The 13,127-nt window shown below is 68.7% G+C and carries 15 protein-coding genes; 4 read left to right on the forward strand and 11 right to left on the reverse strand.

The window, feature by feature from the left end; translation table 11 throughout:
- Positions 1-10 precede the first annotated feature (10 nt).
- The 6 genes from EJP69_RS25230 to EJP69_RS25255 all read right to left on the reverse strand — a co-directional run bounded on the left by EJP69_RS25230 (position 11) and on the right by EJP69_RS25255 (position 5,591).
- Positions 11-1,489, reverse strand: a complete 1,479-nt coding sequence (locus EJP69_RS25230) for an ABC transporter permease subunit (protein WP_126473001.1) — start codon at positions 1,487-1,489, stop codon at positions 11-13.
- Between the two features lie 24 nt (positions 1,490-1,513).
- Positions 1,514-2,914, reverse strand: a complete 1,401-nt coding sequence (locus EJP69_RS25235) for a DUF3526 domain-containing protein (RefSeq protein WP_206169383.1) — start codon at positions 2,912-2,914, stop codon at positions 1,514-1,516.
- A gap of 1 nt (position 2,915) precedes the next feature.
- Positions 2,916-3,623, reverse strand: a complete 708-nt coding sequence (locus EJP69_RS25240) for an ABC transporter ATP-binding protein (protein WP_126473003.1) — start codon at positions 3,621-3,623, stop codon at positions 2,916-2,918.
- A 135-nt stretch (positions 3,624-3,758) separates the two neighbouring features.
- The gene (gene ykgO / locus EJP69_RS25245) at positions 3,759-3,908 is read right to left on the reverse strand and encodes a type B 50S ribosomal protein L36 (protein WP_019654976.1); all 150 of its coding nucleotides are present in this window, start codon (positions 3,906-3,908) and stop codon (positions 3,759-3,761) included.
- 93 nt (positions 3,909-4,001) lie between these two features.
- Positions 4,002-4,457, reverse strand: coding sequence for a Fur family transcriptional regulator (locus EJP69_RS25250; protein ID WP_126473004.1), 456 nt, complete (start codon positions 4,455-4,457; stop codon positions 4,002-4,004).
- Positions 4,458-4,502: 45 nt separating this feature from the next.
- Complete coding sequence (locus EJP69_RS25255; RefSeq protein ID WP_126473005.1) at positions 4,503-5,591, reverse strand: suppressor of fused domain protein; 1,089 nt, start codon at positions 5,589-5,591, stop codon at positions 4,503-4,505.
- A 142-nt stretch (positions 5,592-5,733) separates the two neighbouring features.
- Here EJP69_RS25255 and EJP69_RS25260 point away from each other — a divergent pair, with 142 nt between their 5' ends.
- The gene (locus tag EJP69_RS25260; protein ID WP_126473007.1) at positions 5,734-6,558 is read left to right on the forward strand and encodes a hypothetical protein; all 825 of its coding nucleotides are present in this window, start codon (positions 5,734-5,736) and stop codon (positions 6,556-6,558) included.
- Between the two features lie 74 nt (positions 6,559-6,632).
- Here the strand turns inward: EJP69_RS25260 and ylqF are convergent, their stop codons facing one another.
- Positions 6,633-7,595, reverse strand: a complete 963-nt coding sequence (gene ylqF, locus EJP69_RS25265; protein WP_126473009.1) for a ribosome biogenesis GTPase YlqF — start codon at positions 7,593-7,595, stop codon at positions 6,633-6,635.
- A 224-nt stretch (positions 7,596-7,819) separates the two neighbouring features.
- On the opposite strand from ylqF, the gene EJP69_RS25270 reads away from it, so the two are divergent.
- The 3 genes from EJP69_RS25270 (at position 7,820) to EJP69_RS25280 (ending at position 9,490) form a co-directional block, all read left to right on the forward strand.
- Positions 7,820-8,437: a cell envelope protein SmpA gene (locus EJP69_RS25270; protein WP_126473011.1), complete on the forward strand. Its 618-nt coding sequence runs from the start codon at positions 7,820-7,822 to the stop codon at positions 8,435-8,437.
- A 146-nt stretch (positions 8,438-8,583) separates the two neighbouring features.
- On the forward strand, positions 8,584-9,012 hold the full coding sequence (locus tag EJP69_RS25275) for a CBS domain-containing protein (protein ID WP_093204412.1): 429 nt from the start codon (positions 8,584-8,586) through the stop codon (positions 9,010-9,012).
- Positions 9,013-9,130: 118 nt separating this feature from the next.
- Complete coding sequence (locus EJP69_RS25280) at positions 9,131-9,490, forward strand: HPF/RaiA family ribosome-associated protein (protein WP_093204408.1); 360 nt, start codon at positions 9,131-9,133, stop codon at positions 9,488-9,490.
- Here the strand turns inward: EJP69_RS25280 and EJP69_RS25285 are convergent.
- The 4 genes from EJP69_RS25285 to gshA form a co-directional block, all read right to left on the reverse strand.
- Complete coding sequence (locus EJP69_RS25285) at positions 9,477-9,932, reverse strand: MerR family transcriptional regulator (RefSeq protein ID WP_126473013.1); 456 nt, start codon at positions 9,930-9,932, stop codon at positions 9,477-9,479. The two genes, EJP69_RS25280 and EJP69_RS25285, sit on opposite strands and share 14 nt — an antisense overlap.
- Positions 9,922-10,353, reverse strand: coding sequence for a nuclear transport factor 2 family protein (locus EJP69_RS25290; RefSeq protein WP_126473015.1), 432 nt, complete (start codon positions 10,351-10,353; stop codon positions 9,922-9,924). Before EJP69_RS25290 ends, EJP69_RS25285 begins: the two co-directional genes overlap by 11 nt.
- 99 nt (positions 10,354-10,452) lie before the next feature.
- Positions 10,453-11,382 carry an SDR family NAD(P)-dependent oxidoreductase gene (locus tag EJP69_RS25295; protein WP_126473017.1) on the reverse strand — a complete coding sequence of 310 codons (930 nt, stop codon included), beginning with the start codon at positions 11,380-11,382 and terminating at the stop codon, positions 10,453-10,455.
- 154 nt (positions 11,383-11,536) lie between these two features.
- The gene (gene gshA / locus EJP69_RS25300; protein WP_126473019.1) at positions 11,537-13,096 is read right to left on the reverse strand and encodes a glutamate--cysteine ligase; all 1,560 of its coding nucleotides are present in this window, start codon (positions 13,094-13,096) and stop codon (positions 11,537-11,539) included.
- Positions 13,097-13,127: the final 31 nt, after the last annotated feature.

Genomic DNA, 13,127 nt, shown 5'->3' on the forward strand with positions numbered 1-13,127 from the left:
CGGGGCGCGGCTACGCGACCGAGAAGCGGCGCAGGCGCCACGCGGCCAGGCCGAACAGCAGCAGGCTCGGCACCAGCAGCTGCAGCACGGCAAGCGCGGCCTGTCCGCGCACGAGGCTGGCGGGCTCTTCCTGCCAGGCGAATGCGGGAATGCGATCGAAGTCGGAGGGCGAGAGCGCGTCGCGCGCGTCGATACGGGGGAAGAAGAAGTCTTTCCATGCCTCGTGATAGGCGACGGTCTGCGCTTCGAACCGCGCCTGCCTCCGCGTGCCGGTGCCGGCCAGCGCCGTCATGCCCTCGTAGGCCACGGCCGCCGGAGACACCGCGCTGAAGCGGCCCAGCAGCGCCTGCTGCCCAGCCTGCTGCGCGTCGAAGCGATCGAGCTCGGGCCTGATGGCCTCGTCGACTTCCTTCTCGATCAGGTAGTTGCCCAGCAGCCGGCCGGCGATCTCGATCTTGCCGTCGCGCGGCACGAGGATCGCGCCGCGGCCGACGTGCTGGTAGTCGGTGCTCATCAGGTCGGCGTGGCGCTTCATCGCCTCGGCGGTCACGATGCGCTGGCGCGTGGCCAGCTCGGTGCGCGAAGGCGCGGGGCTGGCCTGCGTCACCGCCAGGTTCAGCAGCACCGGTGCCACCAGCACAAGCAGCACCCAGGCGATGACGAGCACCATCGCGTTCGTCGCCGACGAAGCGCCGAAGGCATTCACCGCCACCACCAGCGCGAACCAGAAGAGCGCGTACGCCCCAACCAGCAGCGCCCACCACCACAGCGTAGCGCCCGGCGAGCCGGCCAGGCCCGCCTGCCGCGCCACCAGCAGCACAGCCACCGGAAGCAGCACGGCGGGAGCCAGCAGCACCGCCGCGCGCACCGTGAGCTTGCCCGCGAGCAGCGTGCGCAGTCGCAGCGGTTGCGACAGCAGCAGGCGCAGCGTGCCGTTCTCGCGCTCGGCCGACAGCAGGTTGTAGCCCAGCGCGAAGATCAGCAGCGGCAGCAGGTAGACGATGACGAAGGCCAGGTCGAAGTGCCCGCTCAGCAGGTGCCACGGGCTCTCGATGTCGCTGGGGTTCATGAACACCACGCGGCTCTGGCCGGTGACCTTGAACTGGCTCGGGAACAGGTCGCTCTGCCCCAGCGCGACAGGGCCCAGTGGCGCGGTCGGCAGGATCGCGTGATGGCCCCCGTAGCCGCTGGCCATGCGCGACGGGTCGGCCGGGTTCTCGAAGGGCGTGGGTTGCGCGGTGCCGGCGAGGATGTTCTCCAGCAGCACGCGTTGCGCCGCGCGGGCGTCATGGTCGGCCAGCGCGACTGCCGCCTGCGCGCGGTCGCGGCTCGCGGTCTGCAGCAGCCCGTTGCCGAGGGCATAGGCCACGAGCAGCAGGAACAGCGCGCCGACGGCCCACAGAGTGCGTTCGGCGAGCATCAGGCGCCATTCCTGGCGCATCACGGACAGAAGCCGGCGGCCCTGCGGTGGATCGATGGGGAGTGTCATGGTCGTTGTCATGCCTTGCCTGCTTCAGAGCGCTCGCTGACGCGAGGCGGCGAAGGCCGCAAAGGCCGCCGCCAGCAGCAGGCCGGCGCACAGCACCGCGAAGCTGCGCATCTGGTGGCGCAACGCCCAGCCCGCGTGCGGCAGGTGGTAGTCGAAGGGCGGCACGGTCGCCCACAGGTCGGGCGCGGCCTGGTAGGCGAAATGACGGTCGCCCAGCGGATCGGCGTGCGCCACGAGGTCTTCGCTCATCAGGTCCTGGATGCGGCGGCGATGCAGTTCGGCCGCGGTGGTGAAGCTGCGGTGGTGCGCGAAGTCGGTGCCTGCCATGCCCATCGAGAAGCTGCGCACGGCGAGGATGGGCAACAGCAGGCCGCTCCATTCCTGCACCGCCTGCTGCCGCTCCCAGGTGTCCCACAGGCGGCCGTAGTGGCGGTCGTACACGGGGTACGAGGCCTGGTCGTCCAGGCGCAGCGCGATGCCCCACTTGCTCAACGGCACGTCGCGGCCCCAGCGCTCGGTGGAGCCGAAGTTCTTCTGCCAGACGCCGTCGGACACCGTCTTGAGCTCGGCCCCGAGCGCCTGGTTGAACTCCAGCCGCGTCGGGCTGGGAAACCACGCGCGCGACAGCTCCGACAGCACGCGCGGCGCCATCACCGCCTGCGCGATCCACAGCGCCAGCAGCAGCGTGATCGCCATGCGCGAGGTCGACGAGAGGGTCGACACGCCGAGCACCACGAACACGAAGATGCCCAGGTACACGGCATAGCCGAGCGACCAGGCGCCCAGCCTGAGCAGCGCGTCGAGCCGTTCGCCCTCTCCCGCGCCGGCGGCCACCGCCACGGCGGCGATGAGCGCGGCCGGCACCAGCAGCGCGGCCAGCGAGCCGGCCAGCGCGAGCGCCTTGCCGCCCAAGAGCCGCAGCGGCGGCACGCCCAGGCTCAGCGTCTGCCGCAGGATGCCCTGCTCGCGCTCGCCCGCGAAGGCGTTGAAGCCCAGCACGATCACCAGCAGGGGCCCCAGCACCTGCAGGATCCAGCCGACCGAGAGATTGCCGAAGCGCTGCAGGCCGGTCGCGTCCTGCGCGGCGTTGAACTTCACTTCGCTCTGGCGGTGCGCCTGCAGCCACACGGTGCTGCCGATGAAGGGGTTGATGCCCGCGTCGATCATCGACAGCGCCGCCTCGGGCTTGAAGGCATGCATGCCCTGGTGCGCGGCGTCGTGCGGATGGCGGCGGTCCTGCCGCAGCCAGTCGCGGTAGTCCATGGCCTGCGCGGTGCGCTGCTCGGCCTGCGCTGCGCGCTGGTGCGCCCAGCCCACGGCCAGCGCGGTCAGCAGCAGCACGGCGACCAGTCCGCCGGCCCAGTAGAGGCGCCCGTCGCGCAGGCGCTCGAGGAATTCGCGGCGTGCGATCCAGCTCGTCAGCATGTCAGGCCCTCATGTGCTGCAAGTAAAGGGACTGCAGATCGGTCCTCGCGATCTGCGCCTCGCCGTCCAGGCTCTCGACGAGCCGTCCGCGCTTCATGATCCCGACGCGCGTGGCGGTCTGCTGCGCATGGAACAGGTCGTGCGTGGTGGTGAGCACGGCCACGCCGCTGTCGGCCGCGCTGCGCAACAGGCCCGAGAACTCGCTGGCGGCCTGGGGATCGAGCCCCGAGGTGGGCTCGTCGAGCAGCAGCGCCTTGGCCTGCTTGGCCAGCGCCACGGCGATCCACACCTTCTGGCGCATGCCCTTCGAATACGCGGACACACGCTTGTCGGCTGCGGCATGGTCGAGCCCCACCTGCGTCATCAACTCCAGCAGCCGTTCGCGCGGCAGCTCGCGGCCCAGCGCCAGGCCGGCGAAGAAGCGCAGGTTCTCCAGCCCCGAGAGCGGCCCGTACAGCGTGACCTGCTCGGGGATGTAGGCCACGTGCTGCTTGGTGGCCACCGGGTGGCGCACGACGTCGATGCCGTTGATCTCGACCGTGCCGGAACTCGGCTCGACGAAGTTCAGGAACAGGTTGATGGTCGTGGTCTTGCCGGCGCCGTTCGCGCCCAGCAGGCAGTAGATGTCGCCGGCGCGGATGTCGAGGTCGAGGCGGTCGAGCGCGGTGTGCGCGCCGTACTGCTTGGTGAGGCCGATGGCTCGGAGCATGGAAGGGACCCGGTATGAGAAGAAAAATGGGCGAGCGCAGCCGCGCGCCGGCGCATGCGCGCCGAAGCGGTCGTTCAGTGATTGGGAAACCCGCGGCGCCGGCGATTCAGCCGGGGCGCCGCCCGGCGCATGCGCTCAGCGCTTGTGCCTGTTCTTCGCGCCGCCCTGGCGGGCCTTGAAGCGCGGATTGGACTTGCAGATGACGTAGGTGCGGCCGCGCCGCGTCACCACCTGGCAGTCGCGGTGGCGTTTCTTTGCTTCTTTGAGCGAGGACAGGACTTGCATGGTCGGGATCGGAACCAGAGGATTCGGACCCGCGACTATACGTTATTGAGAATTCATTCTCAATAAATCGAAAGCCGGATGAAAGGCGGCCGGTCAGTGCGCCTTGCCTGCACGCCCCTTGTCGGACGTTGACGCGCCGGCGCACGACGCGCACACGCCGTGCAGCGTCACTTCGTGGCTCTTCACCTGAAAGCCCTTCGGTACCAGGTCGTCCATCGGCCCGGGGCACGAGTGCAGCAGGTACACCTGCCCGCAGCTGGAGCAATGGAAGTAGTGATGGTGGTGGTCGGCCTGCTTGCCGCCGTGGCCGGCGTGCGGGTGCGCTTCGGCCTTGCACGCCACCTCGTAGCGGGCGGGCTCGCCGGGCAGCTCGACCTTGGCGATCTCGCCGTCCGCCAGCAGCAGCGAGACCTGGCGGTAGACGGTCGAGAGGCTGATCTCGGGGACGATCTCGCGCGCGTGCGCCAGGATCTGGGGAGCGGTGAGGACGCGGCCTGCGTCGCTGAAGGCGGAGAAAACGGCGTTGCGTTGACGCGTGAGACGTTGCATCTGGATTCTGGAGCTGGCTTCGGGGCTGGCTTTGCGGGCGACCGGTCAGCCGATGGTGCGGACCACGTTCCCCTGCGGGTCCCTGATTGTCGTCTTCTGCACCTTCCAGCGCACGGCGCCAAAACCCCGTACCTCGTAGGTACCGGCGACCGGCTTCAGCGTGCGGGCCAGCTCGCGCACGGTGGCGTCGCTCAGCCGCATCACGAGCCTGTCGTCTTCCTCGGAAACGCTGTCGGCCTCGCCATGCTCGAAGACCAGTGACTTCTCGCGGCTCGCGAAGTGGAAGTCGCGCCCGAAAGGCAGCCGCAGTGGCAGCAGCGCGACCAGCTCGTCGACCTGCCGCGCGCCGAGGGTGATCTCGGTGACGGGCGAGCGCAGCAGCCGCTTGCTCGTCTCCCAGCCGAGCACTTCGGTGAAGAGAAAACCACTGGAAGAGCCGTCGCGCGCCGCGCCCTCTTCCACGCGCCGGCGAACTTCGGCGTCGTCGAGCAGCGAGGGCCTGGCGAGGTCGGTCACCCACAGCGGCATCGCGGGCAGCAGCGCTTCGAGCAGCTTGCGCGTATCCCATTGCTTGCCGGCGCGTTCCTCGTCTTCCGTGAGGCCGACGACCTGGATGAAGCTCATGCGGCCGTTCGGCGTGTCGATGGCCGGCAGCTCCGGGTCGAACACGAAGCCCATCGAGCGGATCAGCGTTTCTTGCTCGAGCGCGATGGGGCCGTTGGCGGTCATCCAGTGGCCGTCGTCGAACACGTTGCCGCTCTTGAACACGTAGCGCGCGAGGTTCTGCAGGAAGTTGACGGCCCATGCGGGCGGGTCTTCGTCGTCCGGCTCGCAGGCCAGGCGGAAGGTCAACTCGAAGCCGTAGCCGCTGGTTTCGGCATCGTTCGATTCCTTGGCGTAGAGCTCGCTGAGCCCGTAGCTCAGGTAGTGCCAGTGCGGCACCGGCTCCATGCGCCTCCACACGCTCACGCCGTCGAGCGGGTCGGGCCCGCCGAGCATCCACTTGATGACCGTGGCGTAGTGCTTCGGCTCCTGGCCCGGGTAGACGCGCTCCAGTGCGGCGGTGATGGCGTCCCAGCCCGGCGAGAGGTCTTCGTCGTCGGCGGCGTCCCGGCCTTGCGCTGCTTCGGTCATGTCGCTCCTTGCGCTCCTTGCGATCTCGATGGCGGCAAGCCTACACCGGCCCCGGCCGCCCTCAGGCAGATGTCAGGCCCGCATGGCATCCTCGTGCGCCGAACAGACAGAGATAGACAGCTTTTTCAGTGGAGAGAACAACGTGAGATGGTTCCATCGGCGGGATGCGCTGGTACTTTCTGCCGCATGCGCCGCCGCCGCCCTGCTGGCCGCGTCGGGCTGCGGGCAATCGCAGGACGCGCCCGCGGCCGCCCCGGCGACGCCGCCGCCCCAGCCGGGCAGCATAGAGATCACGCAGGCGGACATCGACTGGTTCCGCCGCAGCCATGCCGAGTGGGTCGGCTGCGAATCCGGCGCGCCCGCCATCGTGCCGCCCGACATGACGCTCGAGCAGTTCGGCGACGTGCTCGACGGCGGCAGCTCGCCGGTCTTCGACCGCTTCGTGAACGTGGCGGCCGCCTTCTTCCTGCACGCGAACTTCGTGGCCGGGCACTACGCCTTCGAGCCGCCCTTCGAGCAGCGCACGGCCTTCGACGTGACGGCCGAGCACATCCGCCTGCTGCAGCACGCCAACTGGAACAGCTTCGTGATCGACTGCAAGCGCCCCTACGGCGACTTCACGCACTTCGAGATCGACATGGCCGACATCCTGGGCCTGCCGATCACGAAGGACGCGAAGGGCCTCGCGCAGATCGGCAAGGACGCTGAAAAGCGCATGAACGCCCTGCACGCCGACGTCCTGCCCACGCTGCAGGCGTACATCCGCTTCGCGCGACTCAACCCGGGGCGCTACGTGGTGCCCGGACGCGGCATTGCGCAGACGCGCGGGAGGCCGCTGTGCAGGCCGGTGTCGGCCACGCGGCTGGCGATGTATCAGCGTGCGCTGCAGGCGGCCGGCCCGCGCTCAGACTCGCGCCGGGTCGCGGCGCTCGACGAGGCAGCTGCCGCACTGTTCGCGCTGGATTGAACCGCCGCCCTGCGAACAGGGCGCCGAGCGCGAGGCCCAGGCGTCATCGGGCTCGGCAGGCATCTCCGGCTGCCTCAGGCGTCCTGCCCGGACGCGGCCTCGGGCTTCGGCTTGCCCTTCTGCTTGCGCGCGGCCTTCTTCGCGGCGCGTTCGGCGTCCGCGCGCTGGCCCTCGGCCAGCCACACGGCGAACTCCTCGGGCGTCTCGAGCGTGATTCGCCCGAGGTTGCCGGCGCGGAACTCGTGCATCACGATCTCCGCCGCCTTCTGCAGGTTCACGCGGCCCTTGCCCAGCAGCGCGCCGCGCTTGCGGCCAATGGTGTCGAGCAGCGCCTCGTCCTTCATGTCGGCCATGGTCTCGGCGTCGAGTTCCACGAGCTTGAAGCGCGCGGCGATGCCGGCTGCGTAGTTCGACTTGAGGTAGCCGAGCAGCTCGAGCGCCACCTCTTCCTCGTCGAAGGCGTTGCGCCCCACCGCGCCGCTGGCCGCGAGGTTGTAGCCGCTCCTGGGCACGATGATGCGCGGCCACAGCATGCCGGGCGTGTCCCACAGGTAGAAGTCGTCGGTCAGCGTGATGCGCTGTTCGAGCTTGGTGATGCCGGCCTCGTCGCCGGTCTTGGCCTTGCGGCTGCCGGTGAGCGTGTTGATGAGAGTGGACTTGCCCACGTTGGGAATGCCGCAGATCAGCACCCGCATCGGCTTGGCCAGGCCGCCGCGGTTGGGCGAGAGCTCGTGGCAGGCCTTCACGATCTGCTGGGCCGGGGTGGTCTGGCTCGCGTCCAGGGGGATGGCGCGGGTGGCCGGCAGCGCGTTGTAGTACGCCAGCCAGAGTGCGGTGCGCTCGGGGTCGGCCAGGTCCTGCTTGTTGAGTACCTTCAGCGTGGGCCGGCCGGCCGTGAGCTCGGCCAGCATCGGATTGGCGCTGGAGCCGGGCAGCCGCGCGTCGAGCAGCTCGATGACCACGTCGATGTCCTTCACCCGCTCGGTGATGGCCTTCTGGGTCGAATACATGTGACCGGGGAACCACTGGATCGCCATCGTGGGCTCTTCTTTCTTTCGCGCTGTCTCTGCCTGTGAATGGGGCGGCCCGCGGGGGCCGGTGCGCATTGTGAACCGGGAACCTGAACGGGAGCTTGTTGCTACGCTTTCCATAGCTGCAGGCGGGCATTCTGCCTTCGCTTTCGGGTTGTTCGCTCCTAGAATCCCTTCGCTGCCAACCGGCACCGGTGCGGCAGTTACTCCAACAACTCCGAGGGAAATCCATGTTCAAGCGCCTTGCCGCTGCCGCCCTGCTGGCAGCCACCGTCGTGCCCGCGTTCGTCACCGTCGCCCACGCCCAGCGGCCCTCCCCGCCGCCCGGCCCGCTGGTCAGCGGCTTCCTGTGCTGCAACATGCGCACCTACGGCGACTCGATCAGCGACATCAACTACGACGAGCAAGGCACGAGCATCGTGCCGGTGGGCACGCCGGCGCGCGTCACGTCCTACGACTTCCGCTGGTTCGGCGTGGAGCTCGGCGGCAAGCAGCAGCGCATCAAGAACGACTACAGCCGCAACATCCCGCTGCCCACCTTCGCGCAGCGCTACGTCGTGACCCAGGACCCGAAGCAGAAGCTCGCGACCTTCCCCGCTCCGGTGCGCGACGCCATCCTCGCCGGCAAGGTGATGACCGGCATGACGCGCGAGCAGGTGCTGATGGCCATCGCCTACCCGGTGGCCAGCGAGAACCCCAGCCTCGACGCGCCCGTGTGGCGCTACTGGCGCGACAGCTGGTCGGAGTTCCAGGTGCAGTTCGACGAGAAGGGCCTCGTGAAGGCGGTGGTGGGCGACGCCGTGGCGCTGAGCCGCGTGTTCGTCGCGACACCGGCTGCGCAGCCTTAAGTTCTCGCGCATTGCGCGTGTCTTGCACACACGCGCATTCCCTTAGAGTTTTTTGCGCCGCGCGGTCATTCATCGCCCCTATGATTTGACCGAGTGCGGCGCCCGAGCGTCGGTCGAATCGAAACCCTTTGATGGAGTTGCCAACGATGAAACCCGTCTCCGAACTGCTCAAGCGCCATGATTCCGCGGCATGGCGCACCTCCCCCGACACCAGCGTGTTCGACGCGCTTTCCATCCTGGCGCGCTTCGAGGTGGGCGCGCTGATGGTGATGGACGGCGAAAGGCTGGTGGGCTTCCTCTCCGAGCGCGACTACACCCGCAAGGTCGCGCTGCAGGGCAAGAACTCGAAGGAAGTGAAGGTGCGCGAGATCATGACGCCCGACGTGATGACCGTCACCCCCCAGACCCGCACGCGCGCCTGCATGGCGCTCATGAGCCAGCGCAAGTTCCGCCACCTGCCGGTGGTCGACGGCGACAAGGTGGTCGGCATGATCTCCATCCAGGACCTGATGGACGACATCATCGCGGACCAGGAAGCCACCATCGAGCAGCTGACCACCTACATCCAGAGCTGAGCCGGTCCGCGCCATCGCAGACCCTGCCCGGCGCGCGGGTAGGGAATAGACCTACGCACCCTCCGGCGCCTCATGGCGCACAGTGGGCTTTCGTTCATCCATCCAGCGGGGACACTGAATGCAGATACAGGTCAACACGAGCAACGGCATCACCAACAAGGACGCGCTGGAGCGTTGGGCCGATGCGGAGATCAAGCAGAACCTGAGCCGTTTCGTCGACGACGTGACGCGCGTCGAGGTACACCTGAGCGACGAGAACCACGACAAGGCCGGCAGCGGCGACAAGTGCTGCGTGATGGAGGCGCGCCTGGCGCACCACCAGCCGCTGGCGGTGACGCAGCACGCGGCCAGCCTCGACGAGGCCTTCCGGGGCGCGTCGGACAAGCTGAAGCGCCTGATCGAGAACACACTGGGGCGGCTTCACAACCACCGGGACCGGGGCTCGATCCGCACCGATCCGAACTTCATCGCCGAGTAGCGCCGCGCCCGCGCCTGGCGGGCACGGCGGAGGGCTCCGCGGCAATGAGCGGCGGGCGGTGGCCGCTGGTCATCCACTCGTCGTAGAAGTCGATCTTGCGATCGACGAGCGACAGCGCCCTCTTCCACTCGGCGATGGTCTGGTTCACGCGCTCGCGGTGCGCCGCGAGCATGTCGCGCCGCTCGCGCAGCGTGACCTTGCCCTGCAGCGCGAGCGCGGTGTATTCGCGCATCTCGGCGATCGACATGCCGGTGCGGCGCAGCCGCTCCATCAGGTCGAGCCAGCCCACGTGAAGCTCGACGTACAGCCGCCGGCCGCCCTCGTCGCGCGCCACGCCGGGCACGAGGCCCTGCGTCTCGTACCAGCGGATGGCGTGCACGGTGCGGCCGGTGCGCGCAGCCAGCTCGCCGATGTGGAAGGGCGTGCCGGTGTCAGCCGGCATGGGCGGTCGCCGGCGAAGCCGGCGGGGGCTGCAGCGCCTCCTGCACCAGCGCGGTGTCGAAGTACTCGGTCAGCTCTTTCACCTTGCCTCCTTCGAGTCGGTAGACGTAGCAATAGCGGTTGTTGTAGCGCTTGCCGGCCTTGGTGGGCACGTCGCCGCTGAAGAGCACCACCACCCGGTCGCCCTCGGCGATGACGCGCTCTGTCCTGCTTCTGTAGGGCGCGGCGAACTGGGCGAAGAGCGGGTCGAGCAGCTCCTCGCGGATCGCCTTCTTGCCCCGGTAGGTGCGCGACCACGCCGTGCTGCCCTCGAGCTTCCAGCTCGCGTCGTCGGCGAGGCTGTCGACGAAGGCCCGGCCGTTGCCCTTGTCCAGCTCGTCGTGGATGTGCTGGACCAGGGCCTTGTTCTCGATCGTGTTCATGGCTTGATTTCCTCTTGTTGAATGAACCGGATACCCGGTGAATTCATTGGAAATGCTCGAGTGCGCTCTAGGTCAAGCGCCATGAACACGGTGCCGGGATCAGATGCGCTTCGCGTTCGCCATGCCCTTGGCGACTTCGTTCGCGCCCTGTGCCGCGCCGCTTTGCGGCACCGCCTCGCCTTCGCGGTCGGTCACCTCCGACAGGCGCGCCGCCAGCTGCTCTGGCGTGTCGGCCTCGATGCCCAGCCAGGCCCCCTGCGTCAGCGTGATGTGCGCGGCCTCGAAGGTGCCGGCGCCCGCGCAGAGGACGGTGCGGTTGGGCGCGTCCTGCGCGGCCAGCACCAGCATCGCCGGCACCACGGCCTCGGGGCGGAAGGCCTCGAGCATTTCCTTGGGGAACAGGTCCTCGGTCATGCGCGTGGCCGCGGTGGGCGCCAGGCAGTTCACGCGGATGTCGTTCTTCGCGCCCTCGATGCTCAGCGTCTGCATCAGGCCCACCAGCGCAAGCTTGGCGGCGCCGTAGTTGCTCTGGCCGAAGTTGCCGTACAGGCCGGTGGACGAGGTGGTCATCACGATGCGGCCGTACTTCTGCTCGTTCATGAGCGCCCAGACGGCCTTGGTGCAGTTCACGGCGCCCATCAGGTGCACGTCGACCACCAGCTTGAAGTCGGCGAGGTCCATCTTGGCGAAGCTCTTGTCGCGCAGGATGCCGGCGTTGTTGACGAGGATGTCGACGCGGCCCCAGGCATCGACCGCCTCCTTGATCATGGCCTGCACCGCCTCGAAGTCGGTGACCGAGGCGCCGTTGGCAATGGCCTCGCCGCCGGCAGCCTTGATCTCGTCGACCACCGCCTGCGCGGCACTCACCGAACCGCCGGAGCCGTCGCGCGCGCCGCCCAGGTCGTTGACCACCACCTTCGCGCCGCGCGCCGCCAGTGCCAGCGCATGCTGGCGGCCCAGGCCGCCGCCCGCGCCGGTCACGATGGCCACGCGGCCCTTGAAATCGAGGTTGCTGCTGCCGTTGCTCATGTCTCTGTGTCGCCTTCCATGGGAGTTGCCATTGTTCGTTGCCGTGCCGGGGTTGGCTTCCCCGGCGGTCGGCAGCGTGGCGTTTTACCCCAGAAAGCGGCCGCGAGGCAGCCCGCGCGCGACTGCCCCAGTCGCCAGCGCGTCAGGAAAGGAGTCAGGCGGCAACCGCCGCGCGGCTGCGCGGCATGCCCAGTCGCGCGGGCGAGACGTACTGCTCGCGGTAGATCTCGAAGGGCATGGTGTCGGCCGCCTCGATGCGCTTCTGCTCCTGGATGGACTCGGCCGTCATCTGCTCGAACTCCGCCTGCTGCGCCGCCGAGAACGGCAGGCCCAGCAGCGTGGCGCGGGTCTGCTCGGAGCGGGCACGCACGAAGCCGATGAAGGAGTTGCCGTGCTCCTTCTCGATGGCCGCGAGAACGCGCGCCGAAGGCAGGCTGTCGGGGTCCTGCAGCGCGGCCCTGGCGGCGCGCACCGCATCGGCATGCGCCGTGCCGCTGCCCTGCGCCGCGTCGAGCGCGGCGGCGATGGGCAGGCACTGCTCGACCAGCTCCAGGCCCCAGTCGGCCAGCGTCACCTCGGCGCCGTTGCGCCGCAGCTTCAGGCCCGGCTCGCGGCCGCGCGCGGCGGTGAGGTGCTGGTTCTGCGCGAGGTCGGCGATTTCCTGCGGCGTGTCGTCGGGGCTGTCGCTCAGCAGGCAGTGCAGCAGGAACACGTCGATGAAGCGCATGGTCTGCGCGTTGATGCCGACGGTCTCGAAGGGGTCGAGGTCCATCAGGCGCACCTCGACGTACTCCACGCCGCGCTCGCGCAGTGCATGCAGCGGGCGCTCGCCGGGGTTGATCACGCGCTTGGGGCGGATGGTGCCGTAGAACTCGTTCTCGATCTGCAGCAGGCTGGTGCCGAGCTGGTTGTAGTCGCCACCGAGGTTGCGGATGCCGATGGCCTCGTACGCCGGCCACGGGCGCGTGAGCGCGTCCTGCAGCGAGGCGCCGTAGCCCTCGAGGCTGTTGTAGCTCACGGCCAGCGAGGCCTGCGCGTCGCTCTGGTAGCCCAGGCGGCCCATGCGCAGCGAGGTGCCGTGCGGCATGAACATGCTGCCGTCGCCCAGCGGCTGCAGCTCGTGCGGGCGGCCCGCCACGAAGCTCGAACACAGCGCCGGCGAGGCGCCGAACAGGTACAGCAGCAGGAAGGCCTGGCGGCGGAAGTTGCGGATGAGCGCGAAATACTGTTCGCTCGACACGTCGGGCAGCGACCAGTTGTAGTGGATACCCGAGATGGTCTGCATGCGTCGACCATAGCGGTGGCTCAGGCCCATGCGGTAGACGCTCTTGGCGCGCCCCACATTCGACGAGCCGTAGCGGCCGATCGGAATGGTCTCGTCGGTGGGCAGGCCGCAGGGCATGCTCGACACCCAGAGGCGCTCGTCGCCAAGTCCGTCGAGCACGCGGTAGGTGAACTGGTGCACCCGCGTGAGTTCCTCGATCGCCGAATCGACGTCCGCGTGCACGCCCGTGATGAGTTCGAGCTGCGATTCGCTGAAGTCGGTGGTGATGTGCGGATGCGTGAGCGCGGAGCCCAGCGCGAGCGGATGCGGCGTGAGCGCGAGCTTGCCGTCCGGCAGCGCGCGCAGGCTTTCCTTCTCGATTCCGCGTCGCATGCCCTTCAGTCGTACGGCTGAAAGTGCACCCAACCTCTCCTGCAATCTGTTGCTCATATTGTTATGACCCATCAATCTTCTGAGGGGC

This window comes from Variovorax gossypii, from assembly GCF_003965815.1.
GTDB lineage: Bacteria > Pseudomonadota > Gammaproteobacteria > Burkholderiales > Burkholderiaceae_C > Variovorax > Variovorax gossypii.

Coding starts and splice junctions, on each gene's coding strand:
- EJP69_RS25290 (WP_126473015.1), bottom strand. CDS start 10,353: ATGAACACGATCGAGAACAAGGCCCTGGTCCAGCACATCCACGACGAG.
- EJP69_RS25240 (WP_126473003.1), bottom strand. CDS start 3,623: ATGCTCCGAGCCATCGGCCTCACCAAGCAGTACGGCGCGCACACCGCG.
- EJP69_RS25250 (WP_126473004.1), bottom strand. CDS start 4,457: ATGCAACGTCTCACGCGTCAACGCAACGCCGTTTTCTCCGCCTTCAGC.
- ylqF (WP_126473009.1), bottom strand. CDS start 7,595: ATGGCGATCCAGTGGTTCCCCGGTCACATGTATTCGACCCAGAAGGCC.
- EJP69_RS25255 (WP_126473005.1), bottom strand. CDS start 5,591: ATGACCGAAGCAGCGCAAGGCCGGGACGCCGCCGACGACGAAGACCTC.
- ykgO (WP_019654976.1), bottom strand. CDS start 3,908: ATGCAAGTCCTGTCCTCGCTCAAAGAAGCAAAGAAACGCCACCGCGAC.
- EJP69_RS25285 (WP_126473013.1), bottom strand. CDS start 9,932: ATGCCGGCTGACACCGGCACGCCCTTCCACATCGGCGAGCTGGCTGCG.
- EJP69_RS25295 (WP_126473017.1), bottom strand. CDS start 11,382: ATGAGCAACGGCAGCAGCAACCTCGATTTCAAGGGCCGCGTGGCCATC.
- EJP69_RS25235 (WP_206169383.1), bottom strand. CDS start 2,914: ATGCTGACGAGCTGGATCGCACGCCGCGAATTCCTCGAGCGCCTGCGC.
- EJP69_RS25230 (WP_126473001.1), bottom strand. CDS start 1,489: ATGACACTCCCCATCGATCCACCGCAGGGCCGCCGGCTTCTGTCCGTG.
- EJP69_RS25275 (WP_093204412.1), top strand. CDS start 8,584: ATGAAACCCGTCTCCGAACTGCTCAAGCGCCATGATTCCGCGGCATGG.
- EJP69_RS25270 (WP_126473011.1), top strand. CDS start 7,820: ATGTTCAAGCGCCTTGCCGCTGCCGCCCTGCTGGCAGCCACCGTCGTG.
- EJP69_RS25280 (WP_093204408.1), top strand. CDS start 9,131: ATGCAGATACAGGTCAACACGAGCAACGGCATCACCAACAAGGACGCG.
- gshA (WP_126473019.1), bottom strand. CDS start 13,096: ATGAGCAACAGATTGCAGGAGAGGTTGGGTGCACTTTCAGCCGTACGA.